The sequence below is a fragment of the Petrachloros mirabilis genome (assembly GCF_975968855.1).
On record NZ_CDLUDY010000289.1, the window covers coordinates 1 to 14,416 of the forward strand.

General features: G+C 56.9%; 16 protein-coding genes. 4 read left to right on the forward strand and 12 right to left on the reverse strand.

Translation table 11 applies throughout. The features are described 5' to 3' along the window. Nucleotides 1-336, forward strand: a 336-nt coding sequence (locus ACWVCN_RS12345; RefSeq protein WP_455246095.1) for a CheR family methyltransferase, incomplete at its 5' end; no start/stop codon positions are given. Nucleotides 337-397: 61 nt separating this feature from the next. On the opposite strand, the gene ACWVCN_RS12350 is transcribed toward ACWVCN_RS12345, so the two are convergent. From ACWVCN_RS12350 to amrS, 3 genes are all read right to left on the reverse strand, one after another. Continuing rightward, complete coding sequence (locus ACWVCN_RS12350; RefSeq protein WP_455246096.1) at nucleotides 398-1,624, reverse strand: methionine adenosyltransferase; 1,227 nt, start codon at nucleotides 1,622-1,624, stop codon at nucleotides 398-400. Nucleotides 1,625-1,775: 151 nt separating this feature from the next. Beyond that, on the reverse strand, nucleotides 1,776-2,741 hold the full coding sequence (locus ACWVCN_RS12355) for a radical SAM protein (RefSeq protein ID WP_455246098.1): 966 nt from the start codon (nucleotides 2,739-2,741) through the stop codon (nucleotides 1,776-1,778). A gap of 33 nt (nucleotides 2,742-2,774) precedes the next feature. Then, complete coding sequence (gene amrS / locus ACWVCN_RS12360) at nucleotides 2,775-3,911, reverse strand: AmmeMemoRadiSam system radical SAM enzyme (RefSeq protein ID WP_455246099.1); 1,137 nt, start codon at nucleotides 3,909-3,911, stop codon at nucleotides 2,775-2,777. Nucleotides 3,912-4,132: 221 nt separating this feature from the next. Here amrS and ACWVCN_RS12365 point away from each other — a divergent pair, with 221 nt between their 5' ends. Then, entirely contained in the window at nucleotides 4,133-4,945 is an 813-nt protein-coding gene (locus tag ACWVCN_RS12365; protein ID WP_455246100.1) for a protein-L-isoaspartate(D-aspartate) O-methyltransferase, read from the forward strand. Between the two features lie 10 nt (nucleotides 4,946-4,955). Continuing rightward, nucleotides 4,956-6,338, forward strand: coding sequence for an APC family permease (locus tag ACWVCN_RS12370; RefSeq protein WP_455246101.1), 1,383 nt, complete (start codon nucleotides 4,956-4,958; stop codon nucleotides 6,336-6,338). 29 nt (nucleotides 6,339-6,367) lie between these two features. On the opposite strand, the gene ACWVCN_RS12375 is transcribed toward ACWVCN_RS12370, so the two are convergent. Then, complete coding sequence (locus ACWVCN_RS12375; RefSeq protein WP_455246102.1) at nucleotides 6,368-7,231, reverse strand: M48 family metallopeptidase; 864 nt, start codon at nucleotides 7,229-7,231, stop codon at nucleotides 6,368-6,370. 9 nt (nucleotides 7,232-7,240) lie between these two features. Continuing rightward, entirely contained in the window at nucleotides 7,241-8,359 is a 1,119-nt protein-coding gene (gene dinB, locus ACWVCN_RS12380) for a DNA polymerase IV (RefSeq protein ID WP_455246103.1), read from the reverse strand. Between the two features lie 363 nt (nucleotides 8,360-8,722). On the opposite strand from dinB, the gene ACWVCN_RS12385 reads away from it, so the two are divergent. After that, nucleotides 8,723-8,977, forward strand: coding sequence for a hypothetical protein (locus ACWVCN_RS12385; RefSeq protein ID WP_455246104.1), 255 nt, complete (start codon nucleotides 8,723-8,725; stop codon nucleotides 8,975-8,977). Nucleotides 8,978-9,029: 52 nt separating this feature from the next. On the opposite strand, the gene ACWVCN_RS12390 is transcribed toward ACWVCN_RS12385, so the two are convergent. The 7 genes from ACWVCN_RS12390 to ACWVCN_RS12420 all read right to left on the reverse strand — a co-directional run bounded on the left by ACWVCN_RS12390 (nucleotide 9,030) and on the right by ACWVCN_RS12420 (nucleotide 14,413). Continuing rightward, nucleotides 9,030-9,290, reverse strand: a complete 261-nt coding sequence (locus tag ACWVCN_RS12390; RefSeq protein WP_455246105.1) for a hypothetical protein — start codon at nucleotides 9,288-9,290, stop codon at nucleotides 9,030-9,032. After that, entirely contained in the window at nucleotides 9,287-9,634 is a 348-nt protein-coding gene (locus ACWVCN_RS12395) for a TraR/DksA family transcriptional regulator (protein ID WP_455246107.1), read from the reverse strand. The genes ACWVCN_RS12390 and ACWVCN_RS12395 overlap by 4 nt, the downstream gene beginning before the upstream one ends. 154 nt (nucleotides 9,635-9,788) lie before the next feature. Continuing rightward, complete coding sequence (locus ACWVCN_RS12400; RefSeq protein ID WP_455246108.1) at nucleotides 9,789-10,520, reverse strand: outer membrane protein; 732 nt, start codon at nucleotides 10,518-10,520, stop codon at nucleotides 9,789-9,791. 352 nt (nucleotides 10,521-10,872) lie between these two features. Further along, the gene (locus tag ACWVCN_RS12405; protein WP_455246109.1) at nucleotides 10,873-12,303 is read right to left on the reverse strand and encodes an RtcB family protein; all 1,431 of its coding nucleotides are present in this window, start codon (nucleotides 12,301-12,303) and stop codon (nucleotides 10,873-10,875) included. Nucleotides 12,304-12,317: 14 nt separating this feature from the next. Next, nucleotides 12,318-12,761 carry an archease gene (locus ACWVCN_RS12410; protein WP_455246110.1) on the reverse strand — a complete coding sequence of 148 codons (444 nt, stop codon included), beginning with the start codon at nucleotides 12,759-12,761 and terminating at the stop codon, nucleotides 12,318-12,320. 29 nt (nucleotides 12,762-12,790) lie between these two features. After that, nucleotides 12,791-13,786, reverse strand: coding sequence for a CapA family protein (locus tag ACWVCN_RS12415; protein WP_455246111.1), 996 nt, complete (start codon nucleotides 13,784-13,786; stop codon nucleotides 12,791-12,793). A gap of 126 nt (nucleotides 13,787-13,912) precedes the next feature. Continuing rightward, a complete protein-coding gene (locus tag ACWVCN_RS12420) occupies nucleotides 13,913-14,413 on the reverse strand; it encodes a PH domain-containing protein (RefSeq protein WP_455246113.1) in 501 nt (166 codons plus the stop codon). Nucleotides 14,414-14,416 lie beyond the last annotated feature (3 nt).

Below are 14,416 nucleotides of genomic sequence, written 5' to 3' on the forward strand. Positions count from 1 at the left end.
AGCAGCTTGAAGGATCTGCCGGATAGATGGAGGAGAGAGGCATTCGATCAGTCAGCCGAAGGATTTCAGATCAAGCCTGAGTACCGGGAACCGGTGAGCTTCCTCGTTCAAGATGTCAGGAAGGAAATGCCGGACGAGCGCTTCCACCTCATCCTGTGCCGTTATCTCGCCTTCACCTACTTCGACGAGCAATTACAGGAGAACACGTTGAGAGTACTCACGGGACGGTTGCTCCCAGGCGGAGCCCTCACTATAGGCCGCGGGGAAACGCTGCCAAGTGAGCAATCCGCTTTGATCGCCTGGTCGGAGAAAGAGGGAGTCTACAGAAGCGTCTAGTCGACGATCACAACAAGGTACAACCTACGTTGAGGCTTCACTGTCCACGCACGGTACACCCTCAGCATACCGCGTAGAGACCCTTTGCCAAGGCCTTACAGAAAGGCTGGATATGGGCAAAGGCGAGTTGGACTTCACGTTGGATCTGCGGACGGACGATGGTCAACGTCGTATCTCGGGACGGGGTTACTTCGACGACCACAGCTTGAGGCAATGAGATCGGCTTGCCGATCTGGCTCGTGATCCAGACCGTCTCATCGTGTAATCCCTGCACTTTTTTGTAGATGTCCTCCGCCAACACCTGGGCCAGCACGTTGTAAATCTTCCCGACATGAGCCACTGGATTCTTGCCCGGCGCAGCCTCGGCGCTCGCCGGGCGAAGCAGCGAGATGATTCCGCATACGCGATTGCCTCGCCCGACCTCGCCGGAATCGCCTGCCTCCGCCGACGTTCCTAGAAGCGTCAGATAGGCACCGGCTTCGCCGGCGCCTCGCTGATCCAACACGTTCAAGAACACCTCCGGAGTAATGTACGAACCGGCTTTTCGCTTCACGAAGGACAGCAAGGCGCGTTTGGCTGATGCTTTCCGTTTGAAATATTCAGACTCCGAGCGAATCAAGGGTGCAAGAAACGGCATCGCTACGGTCAGGGTCAACTCCCTTCCGGTTCGAACGCCAAGCACCTTCACGTCTTGCCCTGTGTCGGGGAACTCCTTCTTAAAGGAGGAGCTGTTCAGAAATTGCTCTGTTTGGAATACGAGCCGCTCCGTCTGCGTCAGCGGCGCATATCCCACGGTGGCGGAAGTGTCATTGGCCACCGCCTCCTTTGTTCGCTCGGTCACGGACCGCAACTCTTCCGATGCAGGTTTCAACTCAACCTGGCACTCCATGTCCTTGAGAGGCTTGATTCGCGGCAAGTGACGTTTGAACCATTTATAAGCCGCCTGTTCCGCGATGTCCTTTACCGGAATCCGTTTATTCTTCCAGGCGAAAGTGGCTCGGTCACCCATAACCATACGCATCGGTGCCAGAACGGAGCCTCCTCCGAACCGGCAGGCGACCTGACCTGCCACCAACATGCCTTTATCGGCATTGAAATGGAGGACTCTTCCGCAACTTTTCAGATAGGCCTGCGCCAGCTCGACTGCAACAGATTCCATCACCGCATCGCAAATGGTGTCGGGGTGTCCCAATCCCTTCCTTTCGACGATCTCCACCGCCTCTTCTGCGGAGGGTATCCTGGAGGATTCAAGGATCAACGGCTCGACCATATCGCGCTTTCTTGCCATGTGTTACCTACTCGATTCAGATGGAACACGCTCGTATTGTCCACGTAAGAGATCCTGCAGTACCTCCTCCTCTCGCTCCTTTCTGTATTCCTCCCGACTTTTCTTCGGCTCAATCGACGGCGGAATAACCAAACCATTCGTCATGGCTCTATCAAACTTCTGCAATCCATGCGACCGCAGACCCCGGCCGTTCATGATGCAGACGATGGAGTCCCGCTATCCTGGCAGCCTCAACCGCTTCCTCAAACTCTTCCTTCGTAATCGGCCGATTCAGCGGAGGATACTTGAAGGCCTTCCAGCAGGGCCGGTATTGGTCCATGATGTTGACGTAGGTATCTTTCGAAATGTCGTCTGCGAGAAAACGCATGATCTCCCCCGTCCCTGCAAGCCCGCCCGGCAACACCAGATGACGGACGAGCAGGCCTCGCACGGCTAGACCGCCCTCCTCGATCACCAGATCGCCCGTTTGCCGATGCATTTCCTTGATCGCCGTCCTTGCGATTTCGGGGTAGCCTGGAACCTTGGAGTAATTCAACCCGGCCTCCGCATCGGCATACTTGAAATCAGGTAAATAGATATCGACGATCCCGTCCAGCAACCGAAGCGTATCAAGATCGTCATATGAACTGGTGTTGTAGACCAAGGGGATCCGAAGCCCCCGCTGCGCCGCCAGCAGCACCCCCTCCAGGATTTGAGGGACTTGATGCGAAGGTGTGACGAAGTTGATGTTGTGACAACCCTGTTCCTGGAGGCTTACCATCATGTCGGCCAGTTCCTGTGCCGATACCTCCCTGCCCTCCCGCAGCTGGCTGATTTCGTAATTCTGGCAGTAGACACAGCGCAGATTGCAGCTGGCAAAAAAGATCGTGCCGGAACCTTTCCAGCCCCGCAGCGGACCCTCTTCTCCATGATGAGGACCATGGCTGGACACAAAGGCTTTCGCTCCGACAAGGCAAAACCCCAGATCGCCTTCGATCCGATCGATCGCGCAATGGCGCGGACAAACATGGCATCGCCGAAGCCGCTCTCGTGCCTGGGCCACCCGTTCGGCGAACAGTCCTGACTCCAATAGCCGGCAGTAGCTCGCTTCCCGCGTTTTAGGTGAGGTCCTGACCATTATCTCCTTTGCCAGACCCGAAACACCCGTCCCCTACCCTCCAACCGCCCAGCGTCCTGCGATCAACCGGTTACAATCTGGGCAGCGGCCGGCTTGGAGCCGATTGTCTACCACGGTAAACCCTCGTCGCCGGATCAGAACTATTCCACAGCCTGGACAGAGAGTACTCTCGGCATCTTCCTCCTGAGACACGTTTCCCAGGTAGATGTGTCGCAGGCCCGCTTCTTTTCCGACATCCCTCCCGCGCAGCAAGGATCGGATCGGCGTTTCCTTCCAATGTTCCATCCTATAGGCGGGAAAGAAGCGGCTCAGATGCCAGGGCACGTCTTCGCCCAATTCCGTCTTGATAAAGTTTGCGATGTCCTGTAATTCGACCTGATCGTCGTTGATTCCTGGAATCAACAACGTTGTGAGTTCAATCCAAACTCCGAGCCTCTTGTACTCCTTGATCGCTGTGAGAACCGGATCCAGCCGGGCCCCGCACAGTTTCTTGTAAATGCCATCGCGGAACGATTTGAGATCGATGTTGGCAGCGCTGAGGTAGGGCGCAACTTCGCGCAACGGTTCAAGCGAGATGAAGCCATTCGTCACAAAGACGTTGCCCAGACCGGCTGATGAGGCCACCCGCGCGGTTTCCAGCGCCAACTCATAAAAGATCGTCGGTTCCGTATAGGTATAGGCGATACTTCTTGCTCCCGTTCGCAAGGCCTGTTGCACCAATTCCGAAGGAACCGCTTCCGTCCCCATTCCCCACTGGTCCTCGGAAGGCTCCTGCTCGGCGCACCATTCGGCTGCAGGGTGCTCGCCGACGACGGACGGTACGTCCTCCCCGCGAGCCACCGACTGCTTGAGTTTGGGCCATTGAGAGATGGTCCAGTTCTGGCAGAATCTGCAACGCAAATGGCAGCCGACGGTCGCAATCGAGTAGGCGGTACTACCAGGAAGAAAGTGGAACAGCGGCTTCTTCTCGATCGGGTCGACATCCGCCGAGACAATCCGGTTCCCGACGAACGTAAAGAGGCGCCCCCCGCGATTGACTCGAACTCCACACACACCACGATGCCCCGGCGCAATCTTGCAGTCATGGGGACAGAGCGTGCACCGCACGAAGTTGTCCGGCATGCTCTCGAAATACAGCGCGGCCTGGAGATTGCTTGAGTCCGTTGGCATCACCTCACCATAGAGCCATACGTAATTTCCAGCAAGCCCGGTGCCATCCAGTTCACGCAACAGAAAACCATGTGTCTGTCGGACCTTGGGCCAAGAGTTTAGATTTCAGAAATCCCCCCTGGAGGGAAATCTTGCTACAAGGTTGAAGTTGTCCGTGTAGTGAAACGCTACAGGATGAACCGGTAACTCTTCCACTTGTGCTCTTCTGCAGAAGAAAAAGCATGGCATTGCGATTGCTCAACGAAGAGAGTGCCATCCCCACACCCGAGAGTAAGACGATGAGTTGTCTCAGCCAAGGTTTCGCAGCACTTTCACTGGTATGCTGCACGCTCATCTGTGTTCTTGCTTGGACATCCTCATGTAATGGGGATCGCGGAACGGAGCCGTCTCTTATCCATTCCGAACGCGAAGCCGACCGGAATCACTTGGTCGATGAGTACATAATCCCTCTAGGCATCAAAGATCCGGCGGTGCTTGCTGCAATGAGGCACGTCCCCCGCCATCGATTTGTGCCGATAGCCGACGCCGCATTTGCCTATGAGGACGGTCCTTTGCCGATCGGCTACGATCAGACCATTTCGCAACCATCCCTGGTGGCCAAGATGACCGAAGCGCTGAAACTCAAGAAAACAGACAAGGTTCTGGAAATAGGAACCGGATCAGGCTATCAAGCCGCTATCCTGGGGGAGCTTGTCGACGAAGTCTTTACCATAGAGATCGTGGAGCCGCTTGCGCGCCAAGCGGAACTCACCTTGAAGAAGCTCGGCTACCGCAACATTCGATTCCGCGTGAGCGACGGTTATAACGGATGGCCTGAAGAAGCGCCGTTCGATGCCATTATCGTCACGGCCGCACCTGATCATGTCCCTCAGCCGTTACTTGATCAATTAGCCGTCGGAGGCCGACTGATTCTGCCCGTCGGCAAGTTCTTCCAAACTCTGGATCTTTACCAGAGGACGGAAGACGGTTTTGACCATAAGACTCTCTCGCTCGTGCGGTTCGTTCCATTGGTACGCGAAAGGGAACGGGAGTAGGCTATCCGACGTGGAGAGAACCGAACGAGACCTGTCCTCCCTACCTCGCCGCATCGGGTGGTTCACAGCAGGCTGTGTCCTGGTCAGCAATGTCATCGGTAGCGGGATCTTCACGACCACGGGATTCATGGCGCGCGATTTGGGCCATCCCGGCTTGATTCTCTCCGTGTGGCTTATGGGAGGACTGGTCGCGCTGGCCGGCGCCCTCTCCTACAGCGAGCTGGGTGCTGCCTTGCCCGTCGCAGGCGGAGAGTATGCGTACCTTCGTCGCGCCTACGGCCCCTTCATGGGATTTCTCAGCGGATGGACTTCCTTTACGATCGGCTTCAGCGCGGCTATCGCGGCGGCAGCGATGAGCTTCACCGCCTATCTTCTTCAACTCTTCCCTCTTGAAGGAGAAGACGGCACGACATCCATAGCGGTCTCTTTGGCCCTCCTCTGGTTGATCACAGGATTCCATGCAGCCGGGGTCGGGCCCGGTGGATGGCTGCAAAGAACGTTGACCGTCATGAAGGTGGGAGCAATCGTGGCGCTGATCGCGGCGGGTCTGATAGCGGGCAAAGGGGACTGGGCACACCTTCGACTCTCGGATCCTCATGCCGCTCAGGACAGCGGCGCTTATGTGGTGTCGTTGATCTTTGCTCTCTATGCCTATTCTGGTTGGAATGCCGCGGTTTATCTGGCAGGAGAAATCAAGGACCCTGCCAGGACCATTCCTCGGACTATGATCGGCGGTACCGCTCTTGTTGCACTGCTCTATCTCGCACTGAACGGATTCTACTTGTATGCCCTTCCGGTAACGGAACTGGCCAAACCACCGATCCTGCCAGTGGCCGATAAGGTCGCGAGAACGTTGTTGGGCATCGATGCGGGGCGGTTCGTGACAGCCATTCTCTGCCTTTCTATTGCAGGAGCCGTCAGCGCAATGGTGTGGGCCGGACCACGCGTCTACTATGCCATGGCACAGGACGGTTTGATCCCCGCTCTCTTTGGGAGAGCACCGGGCGCCAAAGGTACCCCCGTCAATGCCATACTTCTGCAAAGCCTGTGGGCCTCGATCCTGATTCTTTCTGGGAGCTTCGAACGCCTGGTGGTGTACAGCGGCACCGTGGTCGTGATCTTCAGCGCGCTGGCGGTCGGATCCCTCCTCCTTCTCCGCCACAATGAACCTGATCTCCCTCGCCCTTATCGAACCCCCCTCTATCCGTTCGTCCCCGGATTTTATCTTCTTGTATCGGTTGTGATCTTCGCGAACACGCTCTTCGCACGGCCCGTGGAAGCAGGGTTGGGGATCGCGACCGTCCTGGCCGGAACACCGTTCTATCTCTTGTGGCGCAAGCTCGGTGGCATCCCAAGAAATACCCCGAATCACGATCCTTGCCGTCGTCCTTAAGCGCTCCCGGCAGATTGTTGCCCTTCCACTTAGTTGAGTCTGCGAGGTAGATCAAGAACCGCCGGTGCCGGAATCGCCTTTTTGTATTCATCGAGCGCTTCGGCCATCCAGGATTGTAAGTTCTCGATCCTCGTCCCGTGGCTCGGATGCGTTGACAGGAATTCAGGAGGCTGGGCTCCGCCTGCCCGTTCCATTCGTTCCCAGACATGCACGGCCTCGCGAGGATCGTACCCAGCCTGTGCGGCCAGTAACAGGCCGATGTAATCGGCCTCCGATTCGTGCTCGCGGCTGAACGGAAGCAGGACCCCGACTTGAGTCCCAAGCCCGAGGGCCTGCATCACAGCCTGCCTCGTCCCGGCTCCCGCCCCTCCTCCCGCCAAAGCCACATCGGCTCCGGTCAGCAACAGCTGCGCCACCAATCCCTGGCTCATGCGCTCCGCGCCGTGGCGTGCAAGCGCATGGACCACTTCGTGGCCCAGGATAGCTGCAAGACCGGCCTCGTTCTTCGCAACCGGGAAGATACCGGTATACACAGCGATCTTGCCTCCGGGGAGTGCAAAGGCATTCATGGTCTTGCCGTCCTTGATGACGGCAGTTTCCCATTGAAATTGCTGTGCGAGCTTCGCATAGCGGGACTCTTTTGCGGCAGTGATGATCCGGTGCGCGACTCGCTGAACCGGTTCGATATCATGGGCATCCTGCGAGATCCGGATCTTAGGGTCTTGAAGGACCTGTTGATAGGCCTCAGCGCCGAGGTCCTGCTCATAGCTTTGGGAAAGAATGAGAAACTGCCAGCGCTCCGTATAGGGATTCGTGGCGCAGCTGAGACAGAGTAGGGCCAAGATGAAGAGGCCACAGACCTGAACGGCATGGCATGACGTGTGCGGGATCATTAGCCTAACTCACTCGATCTCAATGAGTGGAGCCTGATCATGAACGCCGAATCTCTCGAGTTTTTCAATGCGGACACCGAGGAGCCGAATCATTTTCCCATCGGGATTCTCCCGCTCGTCCAGAAACGGCTCGAAGAGTTTGGTCACCTCCTTTTCCAGGACTCTTTGATCGCATGTTGGAGTGTGGAGCGTATGACTGCGGGATCTTGTTTCAAAATCGGCGAACCGCACTGTGAGTACGACGGTGCGAAAATGGGTGAACTTCTCAGCAGCCAGCCGGCCTATGACGTCCCGGCACATAGCTTTAATCCGTTCGACCAGAAACTGTGAATCCCGCGTGTCTTGCTCGAACGTTTCCTGCTCACCGATGGATTTGGCTTCATAATTTTCCTCCACCGGAGTTTCATCCCTCCCACGAACCTTTTCATAGAGATCCAATCCCCGTTTCCCGAACGCCGCCCGTAACTCTTCCCGTGAGAACCTCCGAATATCTTTGATCGTCTTTGCGCCGATCTTGGCGAGTTCGGCCTCGGTCTTGGGCCCAACACCGGGAATGATCCGCGCAGAAAGAGGGGCAAGAAATGCAGATACGTTCTCCTCCCTCACGATGGTCAGACCATCGGGCTTGGACATGCCGGAGGCGATCTTCGCGATGAGCTTATTGGGTCCGATGCCGACCGACCCCGTGAGACGCTCTTCGTCGCGTATGGCGCGCTTTATCTTGCGGCAAACCTCTTCGGCGAGGAGGTAGGACTCGCACGAACTCAGATCGAAATAGGCTTCGTCGATGCTGGCCTGCTCAACCAGAAAGACAAACCGTCGAAGCGTTTCCATGACATGGGCGGAAACCTCCTCATACCGTTCCATGTGCACGGGGAGGAACGTGACAGGAGGCTTCCCTTGTTTCCTTGCCATTTCCGACAGCCGCCAGGCTTTCGAGATGGGCAAGGCTGAATGAATTCCGTATGCACGCGCCTTGTAATTCGCGGTGGACACCACACCCCTGCCTTTCCCTCCACGAGGATCAGCGCCGATCACAATGGGCAATCCACCAAGCGATGGATGGTCTCGTTCCTCGATCGCCGCGAAGAAAGCGTCCATATCGAGATGGCCTACAATTCTGATCATGGTTCACAGATACGATTGTGTTTCCACTTGTACTTGATCGGGCCGCCCGCTCTGCTGTGGAAAAATTTCACCGGCATTCCGGCATCGGTGGCGTCGAATGCCACAGTCTCCACAGCCTCCCGTACTGAAGCGAACCGCAAAGGGTTTGATATCCTTCCATAAATTCGCGCGCCTATAAGTCGGGCTTGTGGTACCGATGTTGATCCGTCAGGTCCAATGGTTCTTCCCCATAGGTAAGAGGCATAAAGTGAACCAACCGGCTGGGGGTCCGAACCGGTATCCGCACATTGCTCTCAGCTGGTGGCACCGATACAGAGCAGAAGATCCACGTGATTCCCATTTTCTTGCTCGATGAGGTTCGACATGGTGAAAGTACAAATCAAGTTGCACCAGAAGGGCGATAGGTGGCAGGTGGAAGATACCAAGATCGACTACGATGGTAAGGAAGTTCAGCAGCTCGGCCCGATCAACCAGGTGCTGGTATACGAGGAGGCTATCAAAGAAGCAAAACGTTGGACGATGCTGAAGGTCAGAGGAAGGAACCGGACAGAGACCGAGGATGACATCGTCTGGGAAATAGAGCCCTCGCTTTCCTCCAAGCACATTTTGAAACTTTAACGTCTGCATGTCTCATCGATTCCTCCGCGACCGGAAGTCCTTGGGCTGACGATTATCCGCGTTGTTCCTGTTCGAACAAGGTGATTTCCCACTCGCCAGATGGCGTATCATGCCGCAAAATATACAGGCAGCCGTTATTACCCCGAACCTTGAAATAGCGATGGTCCTTCCCCGGCCAACAATCGAGCAACTCGACGACCTCTATCCGACGGTCGCCCAAAAGAAACGCACAAGGCACTGCTTCGCCCCGGTGATCTACGGAGCACTCCACACGAACCATGACCCGCGGTTCCAATCCTATCCCGCGACTCATTGCTGCACCGCCTCCCTTGCTTCACCGCAAACCACGCAAGTCGTCGCCGTGGGCAAGGCCTCCAAGCGAGCCATTGGGATGTCCTTTCCGCAGCCCTCGCAACGTCCGTAGGTACCAGCCTCGATCCTCATGAGCGCGAGGTCGATAGCTTCAATCTTTCTCTTTGCCCGTTCATCCAACCGGTCGAGCAACCGCACCATCGTTTCAGTCCGTCCTCGCTCCATCGCTTCAGGTTCCACATCGGTCTCCAGCCAAAGCAGATCCTCTTCAGTCTTGGCAGCCTGACGGAACAGTTCCCGCCGTTGCTCAAGAAGCTTGGTCCGAAAGTCCTCTAAAGCCGGCATGATCCTTTCCTCCCTTTTTTCTTCCTCCAACGATTGTTTCGTTTTCTACTTGTCTGGCCATGAAATATCGGCACTCCGTCACCGCTATCACGAGCGGCGCCACAGCGACGCTCTAGTGAGCCTTGAACTGTAGCGCACCGTTGGCCTCCGGTGGTTAAAAGTCATAGCGAAGACCAAACTCCAAAAAATGAATGGCCTGGGCATCGTGAGGCAACGGTATCTGCTTCGTGGGCGAATCCAGCGTTCGCTCGGCCGTGCGGAAATACCGGTACCCCAGCAGCGCATCCAGCCGATCGGTCAGGGCGTAGGACAGCCCGCCCTTGAGCTGATAGGCAAAAAACACTTTCGTATCGTAACGGCCTGCAGTGCTGACGCTATTTAGGTCCACCAATGACTGACCCCACCTCTCTACGTCGAACCCCACGCCCAGACCGACATAAGGTTTGAACCGCTCGAGCATTCCACTGAGGGCAAAATCGTAGTACAGGTTCGCCATGCCGACGTAATGCTGATCGCTGCCTCCGTTGAATGTCGTCAGTGTCCCTCGGAGCGCATCGACATCGCCGCGAAAGTAGGTAAACTCGCCTTCGAGCCTAAGGGGAAAACCCTGAAACGCATACCCAATGGCTCCGCTGATCCCGTACTCATGACCAAACTCCTGCGTGATCGGTCCGGAGGTGCCTCCTATGAAGTTATCGCTCTCGAACCAGGCCTTTCCGCCACTGACAGTACCATACCAAGACTCGACGGCTGATGCCGGCGCGGGTATCAACAACCAGGACAAAAGAATAATGGCAAGAAGCGGATAATAGCTTCGCCGCATGACTGCCTCTTTACCTGAGCTAGCCAGTCGCCCCATTTTGACTCCGTGCACTTTCCCGCTCATGATTCCTCCTCCCCCGTTTTAATCCTGATCCACGCCTGCGCTTCGCGACTGTGCAACGCCAATGCCGGAGAATCATGAGGGCTGAAATCAAGGAAAACAGGATCTTGCGCAGACCCCGCGCTGACAGCCGACAGAACCTCCGGAAAGAATTCCCCACTGAACATGCGGTGCTGTGGCAGAAGAGGAATAGAACCAGTGTAATAAGCTGCGCACGATGAATGGAAAGCGAATGGGGGGCAGCACTCCATCAATTCTACCGCCGGTATGATCCCATCGTCCGGAAAGCATTGATGAAGGATTGTTTGAGCCGTTCGGCACCGGCTTATATTTTTATATATCGAGCCTCGTCTTTCTATCCTTTGACGCACACGAGTGGTTCGAGCCTGGCTACCTTACGAGCGAGACACGCTTCATCGGCTGCATCCACCACCTCGCTGACATCCTTGTACGCGCCCGGCGCTTCCTCAGCGACCCCACGCATCGACGGACTCCGAATCAGAATGCCACGGTTTGCCAGCTCTTTCACGACATCGCGTCCATGCCACTGCCGGAGAGCCTGATGACGGCTCATGCTTCGACCGGCTCCGTGGCAGGCGGACCCGAACGCCAACGCCATACTCTCCTTCGTACCCACGAGGATGTACGAAGCCGTTCCCATAGTTCCGCCGATCAGCACCGGCTGCCCCACTCCCCTGAGTGACGGAGGAATGTCAGGATGACCGGGACCGAAGGCCCGCGTGGCCCCCTTGCGATGAACGAAAAGTCGTGTGGGCGTCCCATCGATCAGGTGCTCTTCAACTCGGCAGGTGTTGTGGGAAACGTCGTACAGCAACGAAAGCGTCGCCTCTGGCAACAGGCCAGCGAAGACCTGCCTGACGAGATGGGTAATGATCTGCCGATTGGCGAGCGCGCAATTGATCCCCGCGCGCATGGCGCCGAGATACTCGTGCCCGACCTCTGAATTGATCGGAGCGCAGGCCAGCTCGCGATCCGGGAGTTCAATATGGTATCGGGCCGCGCTGGTGGCCATGCTCTTGAGAAATTCCGTGCCGATCTGATGACCGAGCCCGCGAGAGCCGCAATGGATGCTCACGACGAGATCACCTTCGCGGATTCCGAACACCGATGCGACTTCTGCGTCGAAGACACGCACGACCTGTTGCACTTCGAGGTAGTGGTTCCCGGATCCGAGCGTGCCCATTTCGTCCTGCTGACGCTTCTTCGCGTGATCGGACACGCAATCCGGATCGGCGCCGGCCATGCGACCGTGCTCCTCGATGAATTCAAGATCTTCGTGCGTCCCGTAGCCTTTCCCCACAGCCCATTTCGCCCCTCCCGCAAGCATCGCGTCCATCTCATGCTTGTCCAGGTGCACTTTGCCGGTGCTGCCGACACCGGCGGGAATACGATGAAACAGGGCCTCGGCCAACGATTCTTTCACCGGCTGCAGATCCCCGGCCGTGAGCCCTGTACGAAGCAAACGGACGCCGCAGGAAATATCGAAGCCGACACCGCCTGCCGACACCACCCCGCCGAGGTCAGGATTGAACGCGGCAACCCCACCGATGGGAAACCCGTAGCCCCAATGGGCGTCGGGCATCGCATAAGAGGCCTGCACAATCCCGGGCAGCGTTGCAACGTTGGTGACCTGCTCATAGACCTTTTCATCCATCTCGTGAATCAGGGCTTCGGTCGCATAGATCACGCCCGGGACCCGCATCTTCCCCCGGGGGGAAATATGCCATTCGTCGCGCCCTCGTCGTTTCAGGAGATTCAAATCCATGACCGCCTCACGCCCTAGACATCCACCACGCACTGGGCAATCCACCGCCCCTGCTCGTCCTGCTTTACCAAAAGTTCAGTATAGGTCGCACCTTTAACTTCGACCGCCGGCTGATGTCTTGTCACCTCGACAGGCTCCCCCCAGGCCGTCCCCTGCAGGGAGTGGCCGTTGAACTGCACGCTGAATCGGCTGAACAGCATCTTGCGTGTCGCCATTTCATAGACGAGGGCGTTCAACCAGTCGACCAGCAGCAATTCATCGTCCGGAGCCTCGCAGATAATCGTGACCGTATGCGTCTGGGCGACAGACTCCGGCTCCGTGATGACGGCCGTTAAGGCCAGCGCCGCTTCCTCAAATGCCGCTTCTTTGGTCATGCCGATTCCTCGCACTCCCATGTCGGCCTGATGCGGGAAATGTTCCCAGCCTTTTTGAATGGTCTCGGAACGGGGAGCTTGCATGATCAATCGACTCTCCTCTGCGAGGCCGGTCAGTTCACGTTGACGATCCCTACCTGTCCCTCCGCATCCATCATCGTACCGAAAGCTTTGCATTTGGCGCGCATGGTCCGGTTGAGGAAATGCCATTCTTGCATATTCGCCTTCCGAACGCCGAGATCTTCAATCCGCGTCGGATACAGCCTGATCCGGGTGAAGCGGTTAGCTTCGCTCTCCAATACGAAGAGAAACGAGAGATCGTTCCGCTCGCCTTTGTCGACCATATAGTCGTCGATGAAGTCGCCTGTCGAATAGCAGATGGCCTTCCCTTTGTAAACTTCAATGCCTTGAGGAGTGTGGTTCGAATGGCCCCAATAGAGGTCCGCGCCCATATCGATGAGCTCATGGGCCAACGTTTGCATCGCCCGTGACGGAACACCCCAATTGGGCCCCACATGCGCACTCACGATCACGAGGTCCGCGTGATGCCGCGCGAGGGAGAACATCCGTGTGACGCGCGACCGATACGGCTGCAACAATCCACGCCCGTTATATGCGACGAAGTTCACGCCGGGTTTCGTCCCGCTCGCCTCCCATTCCGGCTCGTTGTCCGTCAGGGCGACGACCGCAACCCGTAGATTCGAATCTCCGAACAGGGCCGGGAGGAGTGCCTCCTCCACAGTGGCGCCGGCGCCGGTGTGTTTGATGCCGGCCCGGTCGAGCAGCTTCAGGCACTCCTGCAATGCCTCGGAGCCATAATCCAATACATGGTTATTCGCCAGCGTGACCCCGTCGATCCTGGCAGCCTGAAGAAATTCGACTGCGCGAAGACCGGCACGGAAGTGGAAGGCCTTCGTGGCCGGATGCCATGGCTCCCCCTGCGCACTGATGACGCATTCGAGATTGATGAAACGGAAGTCCGCAGCCGACATGATCGGCAACACATTTCCCCACAGGGCTTCCGGGCGCACGGATCTGTTCTCGATTACGTATTGATCCACCAAGCGTCCGAGCATAACGTCGCCGGTCAAGGCGATCTTCACTTTCACCTCTTCTTCTTGTCCGTGGCCGCATTCTTCTCTGGCCAGGTTCAATCGATCAGACCCTAACTTGAGACCTTAAGCAGCCCGAGCCGTTCGAATCCGGCACGGGTCGTTTGCCGTAGTCCCTCACCGTCAGGCTGGCGAATGGCGTGAGCTCGTTGCCATGTGATTACTTCTCCAGGCTAGTGCCTCGATGCGAACCTTCACTTCTTCGGGATCGTAGACACCTCGCAACGAAAGGATCTGGTCGGTCGATCGCGAATACACGACCAGCGTGCCGATTCCGAAAAAATCGGCGACAAGCCCTTGCCGAACCTTGACTTCTCTGGCGTCGCTCAGAGCCATGGATTGAATTTCCCGGCCTGTATAGCCGTTCCGAAGCGTCAGTCGCTCCCTCGTCAATTCGTAGTGAGCCCAGCGTCGCACGATCGCCGCGCAGACAATGAGCACAATGGCTCCTACCAGCCACATCTCCCAGCCGCTGACGCCAAATCGAAAGAACAGCGCGGCACGAGTCGCGGAAACGGCACTCAGGAGAAACAGCCAGCTGAACTGCGCCCATGATGGGAAGGCTTCCCAGACAAACGATTGCTCACGTTTCTCTTTCTCGACGAGGTGCAGGTCGGTCATCATTCC